This is a genomic window from Paenibacillus alba, assembly GCF_013204855.1.
Lineage (GTDB): Bacteria > Bacillota > Bacilli > Paenibacillales > NBRC-103111 > Paenibacillus_E > Paenibacillus_E alba.
Genome location: NZ_JABMKZ010000027.1, coordinates 35,170 through 59,548, shown reverse-complemented (window position 1 = coordinate 59,548; position 24,379 = coordinate 35,170). Strand labels below are relative to the sequence as shown.

At 45.7% G+C, this 24,379-nt stretch carries 20 protein-coding genes; 10 read left to right on the top strand and 10 right to left on the bottom strand.

Annotated elements, in window-relative coordinates; translation table 11 throughout:
- Window positions 1-7: 7 nt before the first annotated feature.
- The 7 genes from HQN90_RS26535 to HQN90_RS26505 form a co-directional block, all read right to left on the bottom strand.
- A complete protein-coding gene (locus HQN90_RS26535; RefSeq protein ID WP_173224316.1) occupies window positions 8-955 on the bottom strand; it encodes an ABC transporter permease in 948 nt (315 codons plus the stop codon).
- Window positions 956-1,285: 330 nt separating this feature from the next.
- Window positions 1,286-2,581 carry a purine/pyrimidine permease gene (locus HQN90_RS26530; RefSeq protein ID WP_173224314.1) on the bottom strand — a complete coding sequence of 432 codons (1,296 nt, stop codon included), beginning with the start codon at window positions 2,579-2,581 and terminating at the stop codon, window positions 1,286-1,288.
- A 52-nt stretch (window positions 2,582-2,633) separates the two neighbouring features.
- The gene (locus HQN90_RS26525) at window positions 2,634-4,202 is read right to left on the bottom strand and encodes a glutathione ABC transporter substrate-binding protein (protein WP_173224312.1); all 1,569 of its coding nucleotides are present in this window, start codon (window positions 4,200-4,202) and stop codon (window positions 2,634-2,636) included.
- Between the two features lie 141 nt (window positions 4,203-4,343).
- Window positions 4,344-5,900, bottom strand: coding sequence for a glutathione ABC transporter substrate-binding protein (locus HQN90_RS26520; RefSeq protein ID WP_173224309.1), 1,557 nt, complete (start codon window positions 5,898-5,900; stop codon window positions 4,344-4,346).
- Window positions 5,901-6,374: 474 nt separating this feature from the next.
- Window positions 6,375-7,592 (bottom strand): amidohydrolase, encoded by a 1,218-nt coding sequence (locus tag HQN90_RS26515; protein WP_173224394.1) that lies wholly within the window; start codon window positions 7,590-7,592, stop codon window positions 6,375-6,377.
- 48 nt (window positions 7,593-7,640) lie between these two features.
- Entirely contained in the window at window positions 7,641-9,125 is a 1,485-nt protein-coding gene (locus HQN90_RS26510) for an amidohydrolase family protein (RefSeq protein ID WP_173224307.1), read from the bottom strand.
- Window positions 9,122-10,348 (bottom strand): amidohydrolase, encoded by a 1,227-nt coding sequence (locus tag HQN90_RS26505; RefSeq protein ID WP_173224305.1) that lies wholly within the window; start codon window positions 10,346-10,348, stop codon window positions 9,122-9,124. Before HQN90_RS26505 ends, HQN90_RS26510 begins: the two co-directional genes overlap by 4 nt.
- A 192-nt stretch (window positions 10,349-10,540) precedes the next feature.
- On the opposite strand from HQN90_RS26505, the gene nikC reads away from it, so the two are divergent.
- The 9 genes from nikC to HQN90_RS26460 all read left to right on the top strand — a co-directional run bounded on the left by nikC (window position 10,541) and on the right by HQN90_RS26460 (window position 19,489).
- Window positions 10,541-11,440, top strand: coding sequence for a nickel transporter permease (gene nikC / locus HQN90_RS26500; protein WP_079414509.1), 900 nt, complete (start codon window positions 10,541-10,543; stop codon window positions 11,438-11,440).
- A gap of 53 nt (window positions 11,441-11,493) precedes the next feature.
- A complete protein-coding gene (locus HQN90_RS26495; RefSeq protein ID WP_079414510.1) occupies window positions 11,494-12,414 on the top strand; it encodes an ABC transporter permease in 921 nt (306 codons plus the stop codon).
- Window positions 12,415-12,428: 14 nt separating this feature from the next.
- Window positions 12,429-13,460: an ABC transporter ATP-binding protein gene (locus tag HQN90_RS26490; RefSeq protein ID WP_173224303.1), complete on the top strand. Its 1,032-nt coding sequence runs from the start codon at window positions 12,429-12,431 to the stop codon at window positions 13,458-13,460.
- Complete coding sequence (locus HQN90_RS26485; RefSeq protein ID WP_173224301.1) at window positions 13,457-14,464, top strand: ABC transporter ATP-binding protein; 1,008 nt, start codon at window positions 13,457-13,459, stop codon at window positions 14,462-14,464. Before HQN90_RS26490 ends, HQN90_RS26485 begins: the two co-directional genes overlap by 4 nt.
- A gap of 78 nt (window positions 14,465-14,542) precedes the next feature.
- Window positions 14,543-15,298 (top strand): sensor histidine kinase, encoded by a 756-nt coding sequence (locus HQN90_RS26480; protein ID WP_079414512.1) that lies wholly within the window; start codon window positions 14,543-14,545, stop codon window positions 15,296-15,298.
- Between the two features lie 11 nt (window positions 15,299-15,309).
- The gene (locus HQN90_RS26475; RefSeq protein ID WP_173224299.1) at window positions 15,310-16,008 is read left to right on the top strand and encodes a response regulator transcription factor; all 699 of its coding nucleotides are present in this window, start codon (window positions 15,310-15,312) and stop codon (window positions 16,006-16,008) included.
- 3 nt (window positions 16,009-16,011) lie between these two features.
- Window positions 16,012-17,325, top strand: a complete 1,314-nt coding sequence (locus tag HQN90_RS26470) for a sodium:solute symporter family transporter (RefSeq protein WP_173224297.1) — start codon at window positions 16,012-16,014, stop codon at window positions 17,323-17,325.
- A 15-nt stretch (window positions 17,326-17,340) separates the two neighbouring features.
- Window positions 17,341-18,228: a DMT family transporter gene (locus HQN90_RS26465; RefSeq protein ID WP_173224295.1), complete on the top strand. Its 888-nt coding sequence runs from the start codon at window positions 17,341-17,343 to the stop codon at window positions 18,226-18,228.
- A gap of 421 nt (window positions 18,229-18,649) precedes the next feature.
- On the top strand, window positions 18,650-19,489 hold the full coding sequence (locus tag HQN90_RS26460; protein WP_173224293.1) for a YitT family protein: 840 nt from the start codon (window positions 18,650-18,652) through the stop codon (window positions 19,487-19,489).
- A 262-nt stretch (window positions 19,490-19,751) separates the two neighbouring features.
- Here HQN90_RS26460 and HQN90_RS26455 read toward each other — a convergent pair whose 3' ends face one another.
- From HQN90_RS26455 to HQN90_RS26445, 3 genes are all read right to left on the bottom strand, one after another.
- Complete coding sequence (locus HQN90_RS26455; protein ID WP_173224291.1) at window positions 19,752-20,843, bottom strand: NAD(P)/FAD-dependent oxidoreductase; 1,092 nt, start codon at window positions 20,841-20,843, stop codon at window positions 19,752-19,754.
- A 1,025-nt stretch (window positions 20,844-21,868) separates the two neighbouring features.
- Window positions 21,869-22,621, bottom strand: a complete 753-nt coding sequence (locus HQN90_RS26450; RefSeq protein ID WP_173224289.1) for a LamG domain-containing protein — start codon at window positions 22,619-22,621, stop codon at window positions 21,869-21,871.
- A 54-nt stretch (window positions 22,622-22,675) separates the two neighbouring features.
- Window positions 22,676-23,449 carry a phytanoyl-CoA dioxygenase family protein gene (locus tag HQN90_RS26445; protein WP_173224287.1) on the bottom strand — a complete coding sequence of 258 codons (774 nt, stop codon included), beginning with the start codon at window positions 23,447-23,449 and terminating at the stop codon, window positions 22,676-22,678.
- 151 nt (window positions 23,450-23,600) lie between these two features.
- Between HQN90_RS26445 and HQN90_RS39705 the strand changes: the two genes are divergently transcribed.
- Window positions 23,601-24,377, top strand: coding sequence for a helix-turn-helix domain-containing protein (locus HQN90_RS39705; RefSeq protein WP_173224285.1), 777 nt, complete (start codon window positions 23,601-23,603; stop codon window positions 24,375-24,377).
- The last annotated feature ends 2 nt before the right edge of the window (window positions 24,378-24,379 follow it).

Sequence of the window (24,379 nt, the reverse complement as noted above, 5' to 3'; positions counted from 1 at the left end):
AACCACCTCACCAAATTTGCCCATCGAATTTTTTGGCGAGCTTATTTGCAGCCAAAACCAAAATAAATCCGATGACAGCTTTAAACAATCCTACAGCAGTAGCCAAGCCAATCTTAAGACGCTCCAACCCTTCACGGTAAACCCATGTGTCGATAATATCAATCTTCTCCTGGTTAAAGCTGTTGGCAAACATGAATATTTGGTCAAAGCCAGCGTCCAGAATATGGCTTAATTTAAGAATCAGCATCAGAATAATGACCCCTCGAATGCCGGGTAAGGTGACATGCCAGAGCTGTCTCCATTTGGAAGCGCCATCAATTCGAGCCGCTTCATATAAGCTTGGATCGATTCCTGCTAATGCGGCAAGGTACAATATCGCTCCCCATCCAATATCCTTCCATATTTCAGATAAGATAATCAGCAGTCTGCCCCAGGCAGGTTCCGTTAGAAAGGAGATCGGCTGAGCACCATTTTCCTTCAAAATCATATTAAAGAGGCCATCTCCTGGGGCTAATAAGGCCACCATCAGTCCATAAACAATGACCCATGACAGAAAATGGGGCAAATAAGTGATAGTTTGCACGATTTTCTTAAACCATTGGGTATATACTTCATTAAGCAGTAAAGCGAGTACGATGGGAGCGGAGAAACCGAACAACAACTTATACAGCGATATGATAATCGTATTTCTCATAATGTCCCAGAAATAAACGCCGTTAATAAAATCTTTAAAGTTTCTCAATCCCACCCATGGGCTATCCCATAACCCCAAAGCCAGATTATAATTTTTAAAAGCAATAATGATTCCCGCCATAGGAATGTATTTGAATACAGCAAAGTAAACTAATGCCGGGAATAAAAGAGCATACATCACTTTATGCTTTTGTATCGTTCTTATCCATGAATTCCGCTTGTGGGGGAAGGGAATGGCGTCCTCTGCCAATTTCGCTTGCATATCATCACCTCGTCTTTATTTCTATTTGTATAATAGCATCCCCCTATCGGATAAATTTCTGTAATTTCAAGAATTTCTTATAAGATATTAAGTAAGTGGGGCTTGGATATTTCAAATACAATATCGGCCCCGGGTTGACTGACTTGCTTCCATACGACTATGAACTTCCTCCATACAAGAAATTAAATAGACGTTCACCCAATAGAAGAGTGAGCGCCTATTTATTTACAATGCTTAATTTGTCACTTCAGGACTTTGTTTGTCACTTCAAAACTTATTTGTCAACCATCACTTTCATACCGAGCTCGGCGGTAAGTGCAATTTACTCCCTCATTCTTCGGTTTTCCATAGTTGTTCAAGCAAGATCACGATCATCGTGCCTACAAGCAGTCCATTGCTGAATACATATTGCAAAATAGATGGAAGCCCTTGGAATATTGTCGTGGGTAGAAACATAAGTCCAATACTAATCAGCAGCGTGATACCCAAAATAGTCAGTCGGCGTTGATCCAGTGTATCCCTCAAAATAGACTGAAAAGCGATTCCAATCATTTGGACAAAGGATGCCAGTAATGCAGCTGTAGCGATTGGTCCTGGAAGCAGCGCCAAAAAGTTAACGATAGCCGGAACTAATGAAATACCTGATAAAGCCAGACAAGCCACAAGGAATGGACGAACTCGTGTCTGTTCGGTTAGTCGAATAAAACCCGCGGAGATCGGTAACGGAACGACACCGATCGTTGAAAACAAAGCACATAGCATATGAGAAATTCCGCCTGCTATTCCGCCGCGATTCAGCGTTTCTTTCAAATTCCTCGGAGTTTCCGGCACGACTTGACTGACTGCCGAAACCGCAGCAATCGTATTGGAGACTAAAATAAAAGTAAACAGAATCGCTGTGATCACAATACCGGCATTAAATTGCGGAATTCCCCAAGCAAAAATTTCCGGCAGCTTAACCCAAGATCCGTTCGCGCTGAGCACACCTGAGCTTTTACCCAACAAAGTGTACAGTAACCACCCAGATAAGATCCCAATCAAAACCGCATAATTTTTGATCCATCCTTTGCCTTTGACAGATAGAAGGATGACAAGAATAAAGACACCAAACGAAAGAGCTGCAGTTCCGTAATCCGGTAGGGACGCTTCCCCGTGTAAAGCCATCATTCCTTTCATGAAAACACCGCTAAGTTGAAGGGCTAATATCAAAAGAAAGGAGCCAGTAACCAAGGGGGTGAACAGGAATAGCAAACGATGGAAATACCCGCTCAAGCCAAGAATGAGGAGCAGCAGGCCTGCAATAATGAATCCACCCTCCAAAATTTGCAGCGTTTCCTTCAGGCTTTGGCCCTGTCTGACAGCTACGTCAGCTAAAATCACAAACACACTGACCCATGAACCTGCGGGGCCATCCGCAATCGGATACCGATGCCCCAACCATCCTTGGATGAAAGAACTCAAGCCAACTATCAAAAATGTTCTCTGCATCAACGCCGATACTTCCTCCATCGACAAGTGAAAAATGCCACCGATCACGATAGGTAGTGCGACAGAATTGGCCAGCAGGAAAATAAACCATTGAAATGTGCTTAAGCTGCCGTAGAATCGTCGATTTTGTATTTCCATTTTACCCACCTAATATAGGGATCTTTGAGCGTAGCTCAAAGTCTCTCCGCTTTTACTTTACGGTAACATCGTTTAGCATGAGATATCCTACCGGATTTAACGCAAATCCTTTTACATTTTTAGCTGTTGCTGCAACGTGATCAATCGTGCGGATCGGAATCAGCGGACTATCTTTCATCTCGATTTCTTGCGCTTTAGCGTAAATCGCTTTACGTTTTTCCACATCTTTTTCACGACGGCCTTCTTCAATTAGCTTATCCACTTCCGGATTGGTATAGAAAGCAAGATTACCTTTGCTTCCGTGGGAGGAGCTGTGAAACACATTATACTGATTATAATCCGCATCGCCGGTCGCGTTCCCCCAACCGCCGATAAACATGCTGTGCTCACCTTTTCCAGTTACATCCAGATACGCGCCGTACTCCATCACTTTAATCTCGAGGTCGATGCCAATTCCTTTCAACTGAGATTGAATGACTTCCGCCAGATTGATGCGTTCTTTTCTGTCATCTGTAACAATCGATGTTTTAAATCCATTTGGGAAGCCAGCCTCGGCAAGCAGTTCCTTCGCCTTATTGATGTTGTAATCATACTCGCCCAATTTAGGATTAAAGCCTATCATCTTAGGGGAAAGAGCTGATATGGCTTTGCTGCCCACGCCGTTATAGACACCTTTGATAATGGAGTCCTTTTCAATGGCATAGGAGAATGCCTGACGAACGCGCACATCATCAAACGGTTTTTTCTTCACATTAAACCCAATGTATTCTACCCCAAGCCCTTCGGTGCGAGCCAGTGTCATAGACGTTGAATTCTTCACGCGGTCTAATTCCGTTACTGGCAGTTGATCGCTAATCTGAACTTCTCCCGATTCCACCATGGCGACCCGCGTAGTATCCTCAGGTACTACTTTGTAAACAACCTTATCTACTTTCGGAATCTCTCCCCAGTAGCTATCATTTTTGACAAGGATCATCTCTTGCCCTGGCGTCCAGGACTGGAATTTGAATGGACCTGTTCCAATTGGATTTTTCGACAGCTTGTCAGCCTGTTCCGCAATAGCTTTCGGGCTAAGGATACTGCCTTCATTGCTGGCAAGAATGGACAAAATAGGGGCATACGGATAGGACAGAATGAATTGTACCGTATAGTCATCAACAGCCTTCACTTCTTTTACCATGGAGAAATTGCTTGCTCTTGGCGAATTTACTTTTGGATCCAGAGCACGCTCCATGGTCTTCTTGACGGCTTCGGCCGTGAACGGCGTTCCATCGTGGAAAGTCACACCTTGGCGCAGCTTGAACTCCCAAGTTAAGTCATCTACCTGTTTCCACTCTGTCGCTAGAGCAGGCTTGTACTCCATGTTCTTATCCGTCATGAGCAGACCTTCGTAAACCTTGCCAAAGATATAATTGGCTGAAGGAATGTTAGTTATAAACTGGGGATCCAGGTTATTCGCATCCGCCTTCCTTGCGATGGTCAGTGTACCGCCTGCTTTTGAAGCTTCCGAAGCTTTCCCGTTATCTGCCGTTGAATTTGGTGAAGAGGAGCATCCGGCTAACACTGTCATACCGACAAGAGACATTGCGAGAAAACCGCCAAGAATAAGATTTCTTTTCATAGTAAACCCTCCTGTTTCGATCATGTTGATGAGGCTGTTTATTTGCTTATAAGCATTATAGAGAATATTAGCCAAAGTGCCTTGCACATTCTTTACGTTTATTTACAATATCTTTACTACTTTCGTTATGCTAACCATCCATTATTTCATTGTCACATCATTAATTTCAATGTACCCTGAAGGGCTAATCCATACACCTTGCACATTTTTGGCGATGGCAGCCAAATTCTCCGAGCTGCGATAAGGCAGCAACGCTACATCATTGATTTCGATGGCCTGCGCTTTTTCATAAATTTGTTTGCGTTTTTCGGGGTCCGCTTCTTTACGTCCACTTTCGATCAACGCATCTACTTCTTTGTTGGTATAGAAGGAGTGGTTTCCGGGAACACCATGAGAGCTGCTGTGGAACAAATTGTACTGATTATAATCCGCATCGCCTGTCGCATTCCCCCAACCACTAATGAACATTTCCGTCTGAGCTTTGGATGCTGCGTCGATGTAAGCTCCAAATTCCATGACTTTCACTTGGAGATCGATGCCAATCCCTTTTAACTGCGATTGAACAACTTCCGCCACATTAATTCGAGCTTTATTATCGTTCAAATATACGGTAGCCTTTAATCCGTTCGGATAACCGGCTTCTGCGAGCAATTGCTTCGCTTTGTTCAAATCATAGGCAAACCCTTTTATATTTGTACTGTAACCGATCACTTTTGGCCCAAGACTCGAATTCGCTACTTTTCCGACGTTGTTATATACACCTTTAATGATCGCTTCTTTATCTATGGCGTAAGCAACGGCCTGACGTACACGGGCATCGTCAAACGGCTTTTTACTCGTATTGAAGCCGATATGATCCACGGCAAAGGCATCGAATCGGCCAAGACTCATCGTTGAGGAAGAGTTGACGCGTTCGATTTCGGTAACCGGCAACTGCTCGGCAACTTGGGCTTCTCCGGTTTCAATCATGGCAACGCGAGTCGTATCCTCGGGAACTGTTTTAAAAATGACTTTATTAAACTTTGGTTGATCTCCCCAATAGCTTTCATTTTTCACCAGGACAATTTCTTGACCGGGAGTCCACGATTCGAATCGGAACGGCCCTGTGCCTGTAGGGTGTTTCGTTAATTCTTTTCCATACTGTTCAATGGCTTTAGGACTCAGTATACTGCCTTCCGCACTTGCCAAAATAGAAAGAAGCGGTGCAAACGGGTACTCAAGAAGGAACTGAACCGTATATTCATCCACCGCTTTGACTTCTTTGATCATCGAAAAAAGATTCGCTTTTGGCGTAGGTTCCTTCTTATCCAATACGCGGGCAATTGTTTTGCGAACCGCTTCTGCGTTGAATGGCGTTCCGTCATGGAACGCCGCGCCTTTGCGGAGTTTAAATTCCCATGTAAGATCATTTAATTGTTTCCACTCGGTGGCAAGTAAAGGCTTGTACTCACTGTTCTTATCCAGTTGAACGAGACCTTCATAAATCTTATGCTGAATCACGGCCATGGAGTTGATCTGTGTGCTGAAATGCGGATCAAGGTTGTTCGCATCGCTCAATCGCGCAACGATTAGCGTGCCGGTGTTCTTCTGTGCTGTCGGGGTTGTTTCTTTGTTGCCGTCACTCGCTTCTTTAGCGGAAGTACAACCAGCCAGTGCTAAAGTTAAAATTAAGAAAGCGCTAACAATTTTCCGGTTCATACAAGGTCCCCTTTTTGAATGAATTTTCTTCATATTTAGATAATAAATAATTTTCAGATTTTTTATTTTCACAATCTTTACTTGATTTTATATAATCTTTACTACTTTCGTTGAATAAATGCGGATAAACGACTTCGTATTCCTGAGAGATCAGCCTCTTAGTAGCGACAAAACCTGTTAAGGGAACTGTAGGACGCTATATAGGCAAATGGCGGGGATGCTATGGCATTAGCGGAACTACAAGGTCTTATTTCCACGAAAAACGCTGAATTTGCCTTGAAACAGCAAAATAGCGGACTGGAGTTCCCTCACCCCCGCGATATGGATACTTTTGGCTAGAATAGCGGACTGGAGTTCTCTCTGTTCGCACAAGGCGGCTGGAGTAACTCTGCGCTCACTCCAAAACATATAAACTCTTATATATTAAAAAAAGGCATAGCCCCTCCCGAATGGGAGAAAACTATGCCTACCTCACTACAACGAACCGGAAACAATATTCCCGCGATACAGCACCGCTTGACGCTCGGCTCTTCGCGCTACCGCTTCCGCCGAACAACCGGCATGAACGAGCACCGCGCTTGCTTCATCGCCAACTGCCGGCCAGACGCGGGCACCCTCCGCGGAAAGCGGAAGCTTGCCACCTGTAATAAAGCCGAGAGCCTCCGCAAGCGAGCGCTCGTCACTCCAGCGGAATCGCTCCGCCAGACGGCCGACTCTTTCCAAGCTGTCACCTTGGCCGAATGGGGACCAGTGATCGGTGATGCTATCGTCGCCCAGCGACACGGAGACGCCTTTCTGCTTCAGAAGCGGAATCGGTATCGTCGCTCGGTTAATCGGCACGGTGGAGGTGATCGCGATACCGAGCTGCGCAAACAGCTCAGCCACTTCGCTTTGCAGCTCGACCGGAACGTCAGCAAGACCTAGTGCGTGACTGACGGTTACGCGCCCCTGCCAACCCGCTTCCTCGGTTAGTGCGGCAAGCCTTTTGAAGGTGAATATGCCTAAATGACCAGGGTCGTGAATGTGGACGTCAACGTCTGCGTCAGCCTCTACAGCTAGCTCCATAATCGTGTTCAACGATTTCTCGATGTTCTGATCAACCGAGGCCGGATCTACGCCACCCATGGATGTCGCTCCCATTCGGAGCGCCTCACGCGCCATTTCCACAACGTTGCTGCGCAGCAGCCCGTGCTGCGGGAAGGCTACGATTTCGCCAGACAGCTTGCCTGAATATGTTTCGAAAGCTTGCAGAGTGGCTTCAAGATTTTTCAAGCCGATATAGGGATCAATGTTGCAATGGCTTCGGACATAGGTCGTGCCGTTCTTCTGCAACAGCCCAAGCATCGCTTCCGCCCGCTCCCTGGCTGTCGGCAGCAGCTGCGTAAGCAGCGTCTCTTCTTCCTTTAAGCGAGTGAAAATATTCACCGGAGGTGAGCAAGCTTTCCATGGCCCTCCGTAATACGTTTTATCGATGTGAATATGCATATCGCGGAACGCGGGAAGGAGAAGCAGGTTCTTCGCATCTTGCTTAGGCAGATCGCTGTCTAAAGTCGTGTCTGCCGAAACGATTTGTGTAATCTTCCCATCCTCAATGAGGAGATGGCAGATCTCCGTTTCCGTTCCTGTGATTCTTCCATTTTCATAGCAATAGCCGCTCTCCAAACAGACGTTAGTTAGCCAATAAGTCGAAATCATACTCATGTTGGTTACACCCTTTCTCCCTGCCAAATTTGCAATCTCTTACAGCAACTCAGGATCAAAACGTTTCTCATCCACATAAGCCCTAGCGTGACCCCAGAAATATTTGGTCGGTTCCATATACTTCTGCAGCCCTGCGCGTTCAATCGTTCGCTTCGCTTCTTCATTCGCTTCATCAAGCGCCGTAAACTCGTCAACTGTGAGCACTTTGCGGTCTTCCATCACGATTTTCCCATTCACGATAACGTTGTCTACGTCGCTCGCTACCGCTTGATGGACCAACCGGTGCACATACATATATTCAGGTGTCAAATGCGGCTGGCGCATGTTAACCGTAATCACATCCGCTTTCTTGCCTGCTTCCAACGAGCCTAGTTCATCATCCCAACCTACACAGCGCGCCGCATCAATCGTGACCATCTCCAGCAGCTTGCCAGCCGGCAAATAGTAGTAATCCTTGAGTGCCGCCTGATGGATCATCTGCGTCTTGCGCATCGCTTGAAACATATCAAAACTGGCTGCCGGGGAGGTACCATCCGTGGAAATCGCCACAGTTGCGCCCATCTCCATCAGTTCCGTTATTGGCGTCCGTGCATTGACTTGTCCGAACCCTGGGGCAGAGCTAACATTGGTGCCTGTTTCAGCCAAAATTCGCGCTTCGTCAAACGAGATGCCACGGCAATGCTGCAAATGCACATCGGGCCCCAGCAAAGCGTTTTCTTTATCTTGAATCGCCAGATGAATCATGCCTCCGAAAGCATCCGAGTGAATCCGCGTCTTGTATTTCCGGGCGATCTCGCGAATCTTTTTCGCTTGATAACGATCATGATCAGTTAAGCCGTACAATTGGTCCGGCGGAGTCGGGGCGGAAGGATTTACGGAAGTTACGATAACAAATGGCGTGATAAAAGCACGAATATGGTCGTCATGCGCATGATGGAGCGCTTCAATCACCGACTCAGCACCCTTCAGCACCTCTTCGTAAGTCACTTCTCTGGTTACCCGCTTCCCATCCACCCAGCGGCTGAACGAATGCGGCCATGGCGGATTGCAAGGACCCGTGCAGACAATTTCGCGTATGCCAACTTCGGAGTAAGCTTTGGCATGATTCAGGGCAAAGATTGGATCATCGGAACGAGGCATGGAGCCAAGCACACAGGCGCCTGTCGTGATCCCTGCCTTTAAGCGTTCCAGCGCGTTCAGCTTACCTTCGTAATACCAAAACTCATCCGTTACAAAGTGCTTGTACGTATGCGTCATGATCGGCATCCAGAAACTGATGTTGTCCATAGCGATCGTCTTGAACATGGAGTGACCGCCATGACCATGGACGTCAATCAGACCGGGCAATATACAGTGATGGCTGCAATCCATCGTTTTCTTCGCCTCATACTTCGCCAGCAATTGCTCGGTGTCGGCAACTTCGAGAATTCTCCCCTCGTGGATCGCGACAGCTCCGTTCTCAAGAATGCGTCGTTCTTGATCCATGGTAATCACGACTCCATGGACAAGCAATAAATCGATCATAGCTGAAGTCCTCCTGCCACCAATGTCCCCCGATAGAAGACAGCGTTGCGTCTGGCTCTTCTCGCTACCGCCTCTGCCGTAGAGCTAGCATCCACAAGTACCATGCTCGCTTCATCTCCAACCTTCGGCCATGCCCGGTTGCCATCTCTATCCAGCGTTGTCTTTCCTCCCGTAATGAAACCAAGCGATTGTGACAAGGAATACTCGTCAATCCAGCGGAAGCGTTCCGCTAAACGGCCTGCTCGTTCCAAGATGTCCCCGTTGCCGAAAGGCTGCCAAGTATCGAAGATATTATCGCAGCCCGCAGCGACAGCCACGCCTTTCTCATGCAAAAGCGGAACCGGCGGCAGCGTTCTGCTGTGGGGCGCGCTTGTAATGATCGTAATGCCTGCCTCGGCTAAAATGGCGGACAACTCTGCCGCCTCACCGGCAGGCACTTCGCCTAAAGCGAACGCGTGGCTGATCGCCACTCTTCCTTGCAAGCCCGCTTCCATCGTAAGCGCTGCCAAACGCCTCATTGTAAAAGTACCCAAATAATCCGGATCATGCAGATGTAAATCGACGCCCGCATTAGCCTCAACGGCCAGCTCCATCATTTGCTGTAAAGAGGCTTCAATATCCCCGTCTACCGTTGCGGGATCGACGCCGCCGATCAATGTAGCGCCTTCACGAAGCGCTGCTCTAACCAGCTCCTTGGACTTGGATCGCAGCAATCCATGCTGTGGGAAAGCTACAATTTCGTAAGAGAGTTTCCCCTCATACTGGTCTAACGCCATCTGCACAGCTTCCAAGTTATGCAGCCCTGCGTCCGGATAAATATCCACATGTGTCCGCACTTCCGTCGAACCTGCACTTAATAGCGTAGCCAGCAAGTTTTCTGCTCTCTCCTTGGTCGAAGTCGGCAGTGTAGGGAGTATCCGTTTCTCCAATTCGCAGCGTTCCACGATATTGGCTACGGGAATGACTGCGCGCCACGTTTCTCCCATCAACGTCTTATCCAAATGAACATGTTTCTCAATAAATGATGGCAGCAATAGCAGGTTCTTTCCGTCTTGCTTCGGAAGATCCGTTTCTAACGGTTTATCAGCAGAAACGATTTCACTGATGAAACCGCCCTCTATACGCAGATGGCAGATTTCAGTCTCTGTCCCGGTGATCACGCCATTATCATACAAATAGCCGTTCTCCAGACGAACTTTGGTTAACCAATAAGATGAATTCACGAATTACTCACCCTTCCTTCCTTTTCCAAAAATTCGGTGTGTATTGCTCGTACTCCCTCAATTATAAAGAATATTCTGTGTTTTATTTTCACAATCTTTACTTCTATTTAAGGTATCTTTACGAGTTGTCCAAAGCTTATTTACTTCGTCCTTATTTCTGATAACTTTAATTTAACAAAGGAGGTTTGCTAGATGAATGTTGATTATGCTGAACAAAAGCAAGCGCTACCAAAACAGGTTCTCTCGGCTCGTCCAGGCAAGTGGAGAACATTTTATTTAAAGCTGCGAAGAAACAAATTAGCGATGCTGGGTGGGTACGTTATTCTTTTCTACTTCCTTGTCGCCATCTTTGCTCCGCTTCTGGCGCCCTACGATCCCTATCATATTGAATTAGCGAACAAACTAAAGCCTCCCTCAGCCGAACATTGGATGGGGACGGACGATAAGGGTCGCGACGTGTTAAGCCGGTTGATCATCGGGACACGCCTTTCTCTCTCTGTAGGATTTGTGGCCGTGTTTATCGGAGCTTTCTTCGGAATCGTTCTCGGGTTGTTTGCCGGCTATTACGGAAAATGGGTGGATACGATCATTATGCGTGTGATTGATGTTTTGCTTGCTTTTCCGGGCATATTGCTCGCACTCGCCATCGTAAGCGCCTTAGGTCCCAGTTTAATCAACGTGATGATTGCCATTGGCGTATTTTCCATCCCGATGTTCGCCCGGATCGTCCGCGGTTCGACCTTATCGGTGAAAAAGTTGGAATACATCGACGCGATCCGCTCTTTGGGAGCCAGCGATCTGCGGATTATATTCGTACACATTTTCCCGAACATCCTGTCCCCGATTATCGTTCAAGCCACTCTAAGGCTCGCAACGGCTATCCTCTCTGCCGCAGGGTTGTCCTTCTTGGGACTTGGCGCTCAACCTCCTTTGCCTGAGTGGGGTGCTATGCTGAGCAACGGACGCGACTTTTTATTCACAGTACCTTATCTGGCCTTATTTCCGGGGCTTGCCATCTCTACATTAGTTATTGGATTTAACGTATTTGGGGACGGGCTCAGAGACGCATTGGATCCAAGAATGAAACACTAAGCTCGTGCTTACGAAGACAGTTTTCTTAAAAGAAAACTCTAAGGGGGATATCCATGTTCGTATACATCATTCGCCGGCTACTTCAGATGATCCCGGTACTGTTAGGCGTCATTCTAGTCGTATTCTTGATTATGCAGCTTGTGCCTGGCGATCCGGCCGTTCTGCTCGCAGGAGAAGGTGCTTCCGCTGAGACGGTTGAACGCATTCGTCATCAACTGGGCTTAGATCAGCCATTGTTTATGCAATATTTCCAGTACGTCATCGACGTGGTTCGAGGAGACTTTGGGATCTCGCTTCGCTCCAATCTGCCTGTTTTTAACGAAATCATGATTCGCTTACCGATCACGATTGAGCTTGCTGTGGCCAGTATATTCATCACCATTGTTCTCGGGATGCTTGCCGGAATCATATCCGCTACGAAGCAATATACGGCATCTGATATCACGATCATGATTATCGCTCTGCTCGGTGTATCCTTGCCCAGCTTCTGTCTCGGGCTTTCGCTCATTTATTTTTTCTCCGTGAAAATGCACCTCTTTCCTGTCGCGGGCTGGGGAACATGGAAACATGTTGTGCTCCCGGCCATCACATTAGGAGCCTCAGGTGCTGCCATTGTCGCTAGGATGACGCGCTCCACGATGCTGGATGTCATTCGCCAAGATTATATTCGAACAGCCAAAGCGAAAGGCTTGAAATTACGCGTTATCATTTATAAACATGCCCTCAAGAATGCACTGATTCCTGTCATTACCGTGGTCGGACTACAGTTCGGCGTATTGCTCGGCGGTACGGTCTTAGTAGAATCTGTCTTTGCCATTAACGGACTTGGACGGCTAATTGTAGATGCCATTCGCATGCGTGACTTGCCTATGGTACAGGGTGGTGTACTGATCGCCTCCATCATTTTCGTCATGGTTAACCTTGCGGTCGACGTCCTGTATCGCAACTTCAACAAACGTATCGAGCTGGATTAAAAGGAGGGAACGAGATGCTTAAACAACAAGAAAAGGTTTTGGAAGTAAGCAATCTTCAGACACACTTCTTTACCGATGAAGGCGTCAGCAGAGCTGTTGACGGCATTGATTTTACGCTCCATAAAGGGGAAACGCTCGGACTTGTAGGCGAATCGGGCTGCGGTAAAAGTATTACATCGCTTTCCATTCTCAGGCTGATCGCCAGTCCCCCCGGGCGAATCGTTAACGGAGAAATCCTTTTCAAAGGACAAGACTTATTGAAAAAAACGGATAAAGAAATGGGTGCCATCCGCGGCAACGAAATCTCAATGATTTTCCAAGAACCCATGACTTCTTTAAATCCCGTGTACTCGGTTGGGGAACAAATCGCAGAAGTTTTTCGCCATCACCAAAAGCTCGGGAGAAAGGAAGCCTGGGAGAAAGCAGTCGACATGCTGCGTCTGGTCGGTATTCCCTCCCCGGAGAAGCGTGCCAAACAAGAGCCTTATGAACTTAGCGGCGGCATGCGGCAGCGGGTGATGATTGCCATGGCGATGGCTTGCAGCCCGGAGATTCTTATTGCTGACGAGCCGACAACCGCTCTTGATGTAACGATTCAAGCGCAAATCCTGGATCTGATGAAGCTCCTGCAGAAGCAAATGGGCATGAGTATCATTATGATCACTCACGATCTGGGAGTCGTTTCTGAAACATGCGATCGCGTAGCCGTGATGTATGCCGGCAAGATCGTGGAATATACCGCGGCTGGCGAGTTATTCGCCAATCCGAAACATCCCTACACAGTTGGATTACTTAACTCTCTTCCTCGTGCGGACCAAGACCAAGAAGAACTGCAAGCGATCCAAGGAAGTGTCCCAAGTCCATACAACATGCCTGTGGGATGCCGTTTTGCTCCTCGTTGTCCGCAAGCAAGAGAACTTTGTCAAACAACTGTACCGGAGCTAACCGACGTCGGAAATGGCACTCAGGTTCGCTGCTGGATGTATACACCAGAGTGGAACGCACAGCTTGATGCGCATATGAAAACGGGGGGCTCAATCCAATGACAATACCTGTGGAGCGTGGTAAGGATAAGAAGGTTTTAGTTGAAATCAACCATTTGAAACAATACTTTCCGATCAAAGGCGGCATCTTAGGGCGAACCGTGAACCATGTAAAAGCTGTGGACGATATCAGCTTTTACATTTATGAGGGAGAAACGCTTAGCATTGTAGGTGAATCAGGCTGTGGCAAATCGACTACAGGACGAGCCCTATTGCGCCTGGATGAACCGACCGGAGGAGATATCCACTATCAGGATAAGGATGTACTTGGCCTGAATAAGCGTGAACTCAGAAAGCTGCGCAAGGACATGCAGGTCATCTTCCAGGATCCTTTTGCCTCGCTGAATCCTAGGCAAACCGTCCGCCAAATTCTCGGCGAAGCACTCACCATTCAAGATGTCATTCCGAAGGAAAAGCGGACAGAACGTATTCAAGAACTGCTTGACAATGTCGGGTTACGGTCCGACCATATCGACCGATACCCGCATGAATTCAGCGGCGGTCAGCGCCAACGTATCGGCATCGCACGCGCATTAGCTGTGGAGCCGAAGCTTATCATCTGCGATGAAGCCGTTTCGGCACTGGATGTGTCCATCCAAGCACAAGTGCTGAACCTGCTGAAGAAGCTCCAGCATCAATATAAGCTGACTTATTTATTTATCTCCCATGATCTGGGCGTGGTACGCCACATCTCCGATCGGGTGATGGTTATGTATCTAGGTAAAATCGTAGAAATTGCGGACAAAAAATCGCTTTTCGATAACCCGCAGCACCCTTATACCAAAGCTCTCCTTTCCGCCATTCCTGTACCCAATCAGAAGGAAAAGAAAGAGCGCATCCTGTTGACCGGCGATGTTCCCTCTCCCATCAATCCGCCTCAGGGATGCCGCTTTCATACGCGCTGCCCGTTTGTCGTTGAAACGTGCAGATCAAAGGAGCCTGAGCTGCGCTTTACCGGTGAAGGACATCAAGCAGCTTGCCACTTGGTTGCTTCAGGTAAATATTGACTTCATTCGCTTTATCATGACGAATAATTTAAACTGGTAGAGAAAACAACTATTAAAACCGTATGCAGAAGGGATCTCATGCTTAGCTTTGAGGGTTTTACCTTACTCATTTTGCTGTTTATTTTAGCTCCAATTATTGGGGCTATTACTTTATTATTTTTGTTTGTCTTTGAGAAACGCATTGATCTCCTTGAAAACAAAACGAAGAAAATAGAGTTGGAAAAAGAGCTGCAGCAATCGCTTTACAACCAATTGAATCAGCAAATTCAGCCCCATTTTTTATTCAATTCGTTGAACGTGATTCTAACCTTGGCGCGCTTGGAACGTACGGAAGAATTGGTCAGAGCCCTTGAGGTCTTCTCCCAATTCCTTAAGTTTAAGTACAAAACCACCGAACCCGTGATTCCTCTTCGTGAGGAAATTCGTTACACAGAGTACTACATCGAGATTCAAAAGCTGCGTTTCGGTACTCGCCTTACAGTTACACTAACGTGCGATGAAGAACTCCAGGAAGCCTATATCCCGCCTTTTGTTTTGCAGACCATTGTTGAGAATGCGTTTAAACACGGGTTGGAACGGAAAGTTGGAGCCGTGAATCTTGATATCCGTTTTTCCCTTGAGCAGGAGACGGCAATCCTTCTTGTCTTCGATAATGGCACGATGGAGCAAGAGGAATCTGCCATGGAAGCGAAGAGCGGACATGGCTTGGACAACATTAGACGCCGTCTGCATCTTTACTTTGCCGATCGAGCTAGCTTACAGATTCAATCAATCCCGGAGACAGGTACGAAAGTGCAAATCAAATGGCCTTTCATCATAGAACCTAACTTATAAGAGGTGACCTAATGAATGTATTACTCGTGGATGACGAGCCTCTTGAGCTGGAACAGCTTGAATATCTGATACACCCGCTTTTTCCTTTTTGGACCTTGTACAAAGCATCCGATAGCTGCCAAGCTACCGCCATTAGCCAAAAGGTAAAGATTCATCTTGCCTTTCTTGATATCAATTTACCAGGCAAATCAGGACTGGAACTTGGCGAAGAGCTGCGTCAACATAATCAAGATATTGAGATCATAATCGTCACCGCCTACCAAAACTTCCATTATGCCAAACAGTCCATCCGTCTTGGTGTGGTCGATTACATGACGAAGCCGGTCATCCAAAGCGAACTGAATGATATTCTGAGCAAATACCGCAACAAGATGCCGCAGTCCAAGTACTCCCATGTTATTCATGACGCGCTGACCATCATCCATGAAAAATATGCAGAAAAGCTCGCGCTTGCCGACCTTGCCGCTGAGGTGCACATTAATCCAACCTATTTAAGCCGCCGCTTTCATGACGAAGTTGGTGTGTCATTCTCCGAATACTTGATGCAGTACCGCATTCAGATTTCCAAAAAGTATCTCCTTTCTCATCCCGATTGGAGTATTTCTACCGTATCAGAAAAAAGCGGCTTTAATAGCCAGCATTACTTTTGCACCATTTTCCGCAAAAGCACAAGCCAAACACCTAAAGAATATCGCGATAAGGAGAAATAAACCTTGCTTTACCAATCATTTCGTGAATATGCGCAGGGAGCAGCCAAGATTGGCATAGGCCTGGGAGTAATATCAATCTTAGCCCGATGGGTAACAGGCATTACCATCTTCGCCTCCCCCGAAGCGTTGGTCAAATATGGCATCTTTGGCGGAATTGGCTATGCGTTGATGGGAGCCATCGCGCTGATGGCTTTTGGCTGGCTTGGGAAAAGGGTGCGTAAAGAGTTCGGCGACGGCTTGACCATTGGGGATTTTTTTCAATTTAAGCTTCACCGGGTCGGTTATTGGATGATGATTGCTATCCTGCTTATCACCAGTATAGAGGGCTTATTTACGCAGGGAATGGCCGCAGGCGTGCTTGTCAATATTTTGTTCGGCATCCCAATTTCAATTGGAATGCTTTGTTTCTTCTTGTTTTGCGTCGTCTATGTCGGCTTTGGCGGAATTGTCCTGATTCAGCGTTTGGCCTTCGTTCAAGTCATATGTATGTTTGCCGCAGCCATCCTCATCCCCCTTTATTTTTTCATTGCAAAAGGGGTTGAGAACGTTTATCAAGGAATCCGCCTCTATCATCCTTATTTACTCGTGCTAAACAATCACGAAGGATTGTTTTTTATGTGTACAGGCCTATTCATTGGCTTCGGGCAAATTTTCGTCGACCAAGCAACGTGGCAACGTCTATACATGCTCGAAGGCAAAAAAATCGTGCCCACCTTCCTGCTATCCGGGCTCATCTGGGCAACCGTTCCACTAGCTTTTTCTTCGTTAATTATGGTCGTTATATTTACAGGCAGTTTTAATAACATTTATTCACTCTTATTTGATCTTATCCGCAAGATTGACACGATTTTCTTACTGGTGTTGTTCGTCCTCTGTTCATTCGGTGCCGTAACCTCAGCCTTCGGCGCAGGGCTGCATTCCATGATCAGTCTCATCGCGGGCAACGTGTATCCCCTCTTGAAACCTGACGCCAATGAAAGACAGAAGATGCGTATGGGATACATGCTTGCGATTGCAATCGGCGTTCTGTCGATTGCACTTACCTTTTTTTTCACACCTACACTTCTGGAGCTGCTCTTTTTCTTTGGCATTATTTACGCGGCACTCATTGTCCCTCTCTTGTTCATCGTTTTTAGCAAAGGAAAAGTGGACAATTTCATTCCTCTCTGCGCACTGATAGGACTAATCGCGGGATATACAAGCCGATACAAGTTAGGGAACTTAGACGCCGTCTGGGTTAGTATGATGGTGTCAAGCCTACTTGTCATTGTGCATTGGGGCAGTAAGTTTATTAAGAAACAACTGGGAAATCATTGAGAGGACTCCATTTCTATGCTTCGTTCCTACTTATTATTAATTTTTTGCGTTACCGTTTGGGGGAGCAACTTTGTCTTTGGCAACATGCTTGCCAAACAGTTCTCCCCCTTGTTTCTAGCCATGGCTCGCTTATTGTTCATCTCCTTGTTTTTACTGGGTTATACACGGGTTCGACACCGCTTCGTTGCCGTTGGCAAACAAGCGTGGAAGCTGCTTATCTTACTTGGCCTGATTGGCGTTTTTATAAACCAGTGGTCCTTTTATCAAGGCTTACAAACGGCCGACCCGACCACCTCAGCGCTTATTCTAGCGCTAACTCCTATTACGACTGCCCTTTTAGCAGCCTTATTTTTAAAAGAAGCTTTAACGGTAACGATGCTAGCTGGCTCGCTTGTGGCAATCTCGGGTGTATTTCTCGTCGTTAATAATGGCGGGAAACTGGCATTTCATATAGGCCACCTTTGGATTTTTATCACGATGATTACATTTGCCATCTCCATTGTATTAGTGCGTCTGCTGGCTCGCAGGCTGCCCCCCATTATTACCACGCTTTATTCGACCTTGGTCGGGTTCGGCACGATGGTGCCGGTCGTACTGGCGGGTGGGACAGGCTGGAACATCAGTCATGAAGCTTGGGCATGGGCTTTGCTAATTATTACCGCTATTCTAATGCACGGAATAGTTACGCTCATTTGGAACAGCCAACTGCAAAAGGTTGGCGCGGCGAAGGCAGCGATGTTCTCGAACCTAGAACCGTTTGTCGCGATGATAGTTGGCTATGTAATACTCGGCCAGCTCGTTACCTCGCAGCAAATGATTGGTTCCTTATTCATCGTTGGCGGCGTTACCCTGGCATCCTTAACTCTTTCCAAAGGAAAGTCACAGAGGGTGCTTCCCCAGTGAGCCCGACACTACTGGATGAAAAGTCTCGATATATCTATAGCTCCTCCTAATACAAAGAACCCCGAAATTATGAAAACCATAATTTCGGGGTTCTTTTGCATTAATGTAATAGTTCTTAAAGCTCTAGTTGAATGAATTTCCCGAGAAGAGAGTCAGTCTAATACTCTATTATGCTATTCTACAAGTTTATTTTTCAGTCTAAAACTATATTTTCTAATTATCGAACTTTTTGAGATTGTGTACGTCTAAAGCTACCTTCAATGAAGTCTCTCTTTAATCTGTTAAATTGTTAGCATGGTAGCATGGTAGTATAACTCCTTGAGAAGTTATGAAGGCCGTGTTTAAATGTAACAATAGCATGAAATGACACGATAGGCTTGCGTCATGGCTTAGTACCATAGCGAGAAAGAAGGCTATAGAAGTGAAAAGAACATTCATAGATTTGTTATTTATAGCAGTTGGTGCACTAGCTTTTGCGTTGGGCATTAATGTGTTTGTCATCCCTCACGAGTTGGGCGAGGGAGGGGTGGTTGGCATTACTATCATTTTATATTATTTGATGGAATGGTCTCCAGGTTGGACAAGTTTGATTATTAATCTGTTACTGTTGGCAATTGGATGCCGTTTGTTAACAAGAAAGACTGTAATATATACAATCGTTGCCGTTTCTCTCCATTCGTTGTTTCTTCATCTGACCCAAGGTTGGCATATTGCTTCAAACGATTTAATTGTGAGTTCCATTTTCGGAGGGGCTATGATTGGATTTGGCATCGGACTTATTGTTAGGGTAGGAGGTACGACTGCTGGCACTGTTATTATAGCCAAGTTGATGAACAAGTTCTGGGACTGGAATATCAGTTTTGCGTTGTTGTTGTGCGATGTTCTTGTAGCAGCGTCCTCTTACTTTATCATTGGCCCCGAAAGACTGATGTTCACCATTATTATGCTTTTCGTAGCTACCAAAGTGATGGAGTTCGTGATAGAGGGATTGAACCCAACGAAATCTATAACGATTATTTCCAAAAAACAAGACCAAATAGCTCAACAAGTAAACACTCTTATGGATCGAGGTGTTACGGTCTTAAGCGGCCATGGTTATTATACGAAGACTTCCATGAATATTCTCTATATTATAGTCAAGAAACAGGAGGTTGCCCTGCTGAAGAACATCGTAAAATCCGCGGATCAAGAAGCTTTCATGACGGTCCATAATGTGCAGGATGTGTTCGGTAAAGGTTTTGTCGACATTCAAAATTCCTAAAAATTCTGCTTTTTTTCTTCTGTTGGGTGACATACAAATAAAGTTTTGAATTGGTGTTTTCGGGCAAAAAGCTTGAATTACAAATAAGTTTTGAAGTACTTCTTACAAACATTATATTTCCGACTAAATTCAAAGAAAAAAACCACCGCCCTTTTTCGTTTTTCAGGCGATGTTTTCAAAATATGAAACGTTCTTTCTACGCCACAACTCGGCAACCGCTTCCGCATGTGCTGTCGAATCCACAAAAAAACAATAATAGAGTTCATTTATCAAGGTCGCTTTTCAGGGGTACAGAAGTCATGTCTTCGACGACGAATCTAGATAATCGGCAACATTCCAATTCATTCATCTTCACGTCGTCTATAATCTCATTTGCAGCCAAGCGGCTAACAATAGGAGCTAGCGTAATGGCTGAATGCATAACTGAAAGATATAGACCTCCTATCTGTTCATGAAATCCAACAATAGGGTAACCGTCTTCTGGCATAGGTCTCAATCCTACCTTGATACTTTCCAACTCCAAATTCTCACCTCCATTTAAATGGTGGCGGAGGGTATCAAAAGCTCTTTTTCCGATTGTTTCTGGCCCGTTTTCTTCAGACTCATCTATATAATCTTCCGCAGCTATAATAATATCATTTGTTAGTTGTCTTGCTTCAAATTTTGAATTAGAAATTAAAGTATGAATTAACTTTTCTTTTGATTTCATACGAATTATGATGGAAGGCGAAGGAGCAACAGGAACATCGAAGCCTAATGGTTTACAGAGCTCAGGTAAATCTGCACCAGTAGCTAATACAATAATATCTGATTCTATAAAACCAATTGAGGTGTAAACACCAACAACCTTAGAACTCTCTTTTTTGATTTGCGTAACTTTTGTATCGTAAAGTATATTCGCTCCATGTTCTTCTGCTTTTTTTAACAAAAGCTTTGTTGTTAATGCAGGATCTACTGCGCCTTCTCCATAAGCAAAGCTAGCCTCTTCTGGATATTCCTTTAAATTAGGTTCTAATTCTATGATTTGTTTCCGATTCAGTTTTTGTATATGAGATTTCTCCACATTTGCAGGAACTCCCCATGTCAGTGCTCCGTTCCAATTTATCTTTAAATCAGGCAGATCTTTTTCTAATGCATGATATTCGGCTAATGTTGCATCGTATAGATGTCGAAATTTTTTTGAAACTCGACCTGAAGGATGAATCCAAGCGAAAGATTTTTCAGTAACTTCACATGCTGCTGTTAAATTGCATTCGATCACAGTAACATCCTGATTCCGCTTTGATAAGTTATATGCCATTGATGCACCAACAATCCCTGCACCAATCACTACTATTTTTTGTTTCCTGATCATGCACGCCTCCTCTTGTCAACCAGTGCTTACTAACTACCTTCCGCAGAGGTCGTGATATAATAAAAAGAAGTTAATTTTGAGTGGGACTCTCAGTCAGTGGAGTCGGGAGAAATCACTTCCCACTTTCCAGCACCTTGACCCGACGGTCTTCGCTCAGGTTAGTGTTGGCTTCCACTCACGTTCACATATGCTATCATTTAACATGAACTGAGTTCACTATTTAAATACTGTAACATATTGCTCTAATCTATCGGCAGGAATTAATGCTTATAACTAATCATTACTATCCAATTTCTCAACCGTAGCCAAACCCAGCAAGATGGCACCACGCTAATTTGCCCGTCCCTCGGTTTTAATGGTTTATCTCACTATGCGGGAACAGAAGAAGCGCTTTGGAACTTTTCTCCATTCATTTTTATCCTGCACACATACTCCACTTTCTCCTTGGTGTTCACCATCCCATGGCTCGACGGATCTATGCCCTTACATTCATACGGGGCTTTCGCAGGTTAAGCTCGTTGGAATGTGAAATAGTAATTCACTAGGCAATGGGGTAGGGTCGATTGAATTTACCGCCGCTCATACTCTCTGAGCGGTTATTTGTGTCGTTAGCGACACAGTGGCGGACCAAAAGAAAACCTTTTCGAGGGTTAGTCGCAAGGAAGTTGAGTATTCTAAATACGCTCAAATAGGTCTACTTGATCCATTTTTCACTTCATCAGCTTCAATATACATGTCGTACCTCAATCGTTCGACGATGTCGACGTCAGACAGTTCAAAGGATATCGTCATAAAACGCTGCTTGTTTTAACCCTTGATCCGTTTTCCTTCCACCACTAGACGGGATGCCATCAGTCTGATAACTGGCTCCGACCAATGTCCATCGGCATTGTCGAAATTTTTGGGTTCACTCGCTATAACGATATAAACGCAATTTCCGTTTCAACGTATCTCGGCAAAGAGTCTCCTGGTTCCCGCACCTGATGAGCTATTACCCAGTTGGTTCTGCTCCCGAATTCTTACCCTTATTTCTTTATGGATAACATACCAATTTCTTCGTCTGTTAATGCTTTATGGAATACAGCAAGTCCGCCCAGCAATCCTTCATAGAAATTTCCCATCTCACCGGATCGGTTCACGGCACCCACGGTGAAATCCGCACCCGTCAGTCCCCCATCGAACAACCCTTTGTCATACAAATATGGGTTATAGATTTCACGTTCGTCCAGTACTCCGTCTACATATACCTTAGAGTAAGATCCATCGTAAGTGAATGCAAGCGCATACCATTGTTCCTTGACTAACGGTGTTGCTCCAATCGCTGTTGTCATACACCACGGATGTCCAGGTGTCGGTCCACCTTCCGCGGAGACATGGCCTCCCACCTGATCGCCGCTTTCCCAGATCCTCAGATTAATGAACATGGCGTATTGGCGCTTCTTTTCCGTTTCATTCCACATACCAGCAATAGCTTCGCACTGCCCATTTTTTCTTTCTTGACGTTTTAGCCATGCCAGAATGGTCAGCTCTGCCTCCAGTCCATGAAAATCAAGAGCCGGGCACATGTACCTAGGCAGGTTGAACCATTGCCCAAATTCCAATTTTGCCGCGTAGGTTCCCAAGACGCCGTCCTTAACTCTTGTAATAGGTCCCGAAATCTCTTCGAGTGAATAAGGATAAGGGCCTTTGGCTACTCGCAGACTCCCCGCTGGTTCTTGAAAGTCCCAAAAAGCTACAAGCGAAGGATGCTGAACTATCATTTCATTTCTAGACGTCATTCGTCTCCTAATACCTCCAAAAAGATCTGCCGCATAAGCAGATCTCTTGTATTTCTATAGAAAATAGTAGCTGGATCTGTCCTTACCTTTCAGATTATAGCGTTGATAATGCTGGTAGTGGGCCTTATATAATTCGCCGTTTTTACTAGGTGAATACGTCAAGTAAAGCTGTTTCCTACTAACTTCGGACAGGTTCGCGCCACTTTGATGAGGGGTAAATGAATGAAAGATGATCATATCACCCGGATTCGTTTCTATAATAACCCCCGTTTTAGGATCAATCTTTGTGATTTCTTCAGCGTTCATATTACGAAGCTCACCCGGCGTGGAACGTAGTCTTTCGTGATAGCCCGGGAACAATTCGAGCCCTCCATTCACCTCGGTAGCTCCATCAATGGCCACCATAATGGAGATTAAACCTTCAATCGGGAAGCCTTGCCACCAAGCCGCATCCTGATGCATCGAATAACCGTTGGCTCCAGGAAGTTTGAAGATTAATTTATCTTTGAATAGAAGAGGCTCATCCAAGTAAATGTCTCTCAGCGGCGACAAAATACGTTCGTCTTTTACTAAGTCTGCAAATACAGCTGAAATGTCATGTACAGGGTCCAGACGTTCGATGGCAACGCGTCCATCCGCATAATTCTTGTGCCCGGCGCGGATATTGAACTTATCGGTATAATCGCTTAGCGTAAGCAATTGATCGCATTCCGTTTGAATCACATTGGCTTCTTGCTCTGTAAAGACGTTGCGGAGAACTAAGTACCCCTGCTCGTTATAGGTTTGCAATTGCTCTTCCGTTAGAATGTTTAGGGATTTCTTTTTCATAGAAATATCCACCTTTCATTTGTTTTTTTGCTTTCTCAATTTATTTGATTATTTTCTTATATCCTTATATTACAGCCTAATATTCCCTTTATCCATGCACTAGGTTATACTATTTCATATACTTTTTTGCATTCAACAGGAGCGTGAATTCGTGACTAGGAAAATCCAGGTTATGCGTTACTATTATGGTAAACAAAGAGAGCAGTTTTCCCTAACAGAAGACACCTATGAAGGCTGGAGTATGCTTGCTGCGGAATCTGGCCGATTCTCCTTCGTTTTAGATGACAATGCACAAGAAAACCGGATTGCCGAATTCGGGGAGCTTGTTTTTTGTCCGCCAGGCCATACGTTGAGGCGTCTGGCTCTGGAACCGATCTCCTTTCATTTCGCTGAATTCACATTGTCCGGCCGCTGGACGCTACCCGATAAAGTACGCATTAAGGATGTTGGGAGACTCAGCTCCACGTTTCGTTATTTGCAAGAACAGCAGGAGGAGGATCTGAGCGATCAACTGAGGGAGGACGTTCAGCATCTATTCGAGGACCTGCTTTTCATGGCATATCGGGAGCAGCTCACAGCGCAACAAAAGCGATCTGGAACGATAGATCCATTGATGAATCAAGCTGCTGCTTACATCGAGACGCAGGCTCTCGAGCATGAATTATCTCTAAAGGGGGTGGCACTCACACTCGGTCTTAGTTCATCTCAGCTTACCCGGCGTTTTCAAGCTGTGTATGGCATGTCACCTGTCCGGTATGCAACCAAGATTCGACTGTCCCGAGCACGTTTGTTGCTAGCTGAAACTCCCGACACACTTGATGCTATTGCAGAGCAATGCGGCTTTCAGAATGCCTTTTACTTCAGCCGAGTCTTCTCGCAGCATATGCAAATAAGCCCTTCAGCATATCGAAGGACATTCCGTGTGTGAAC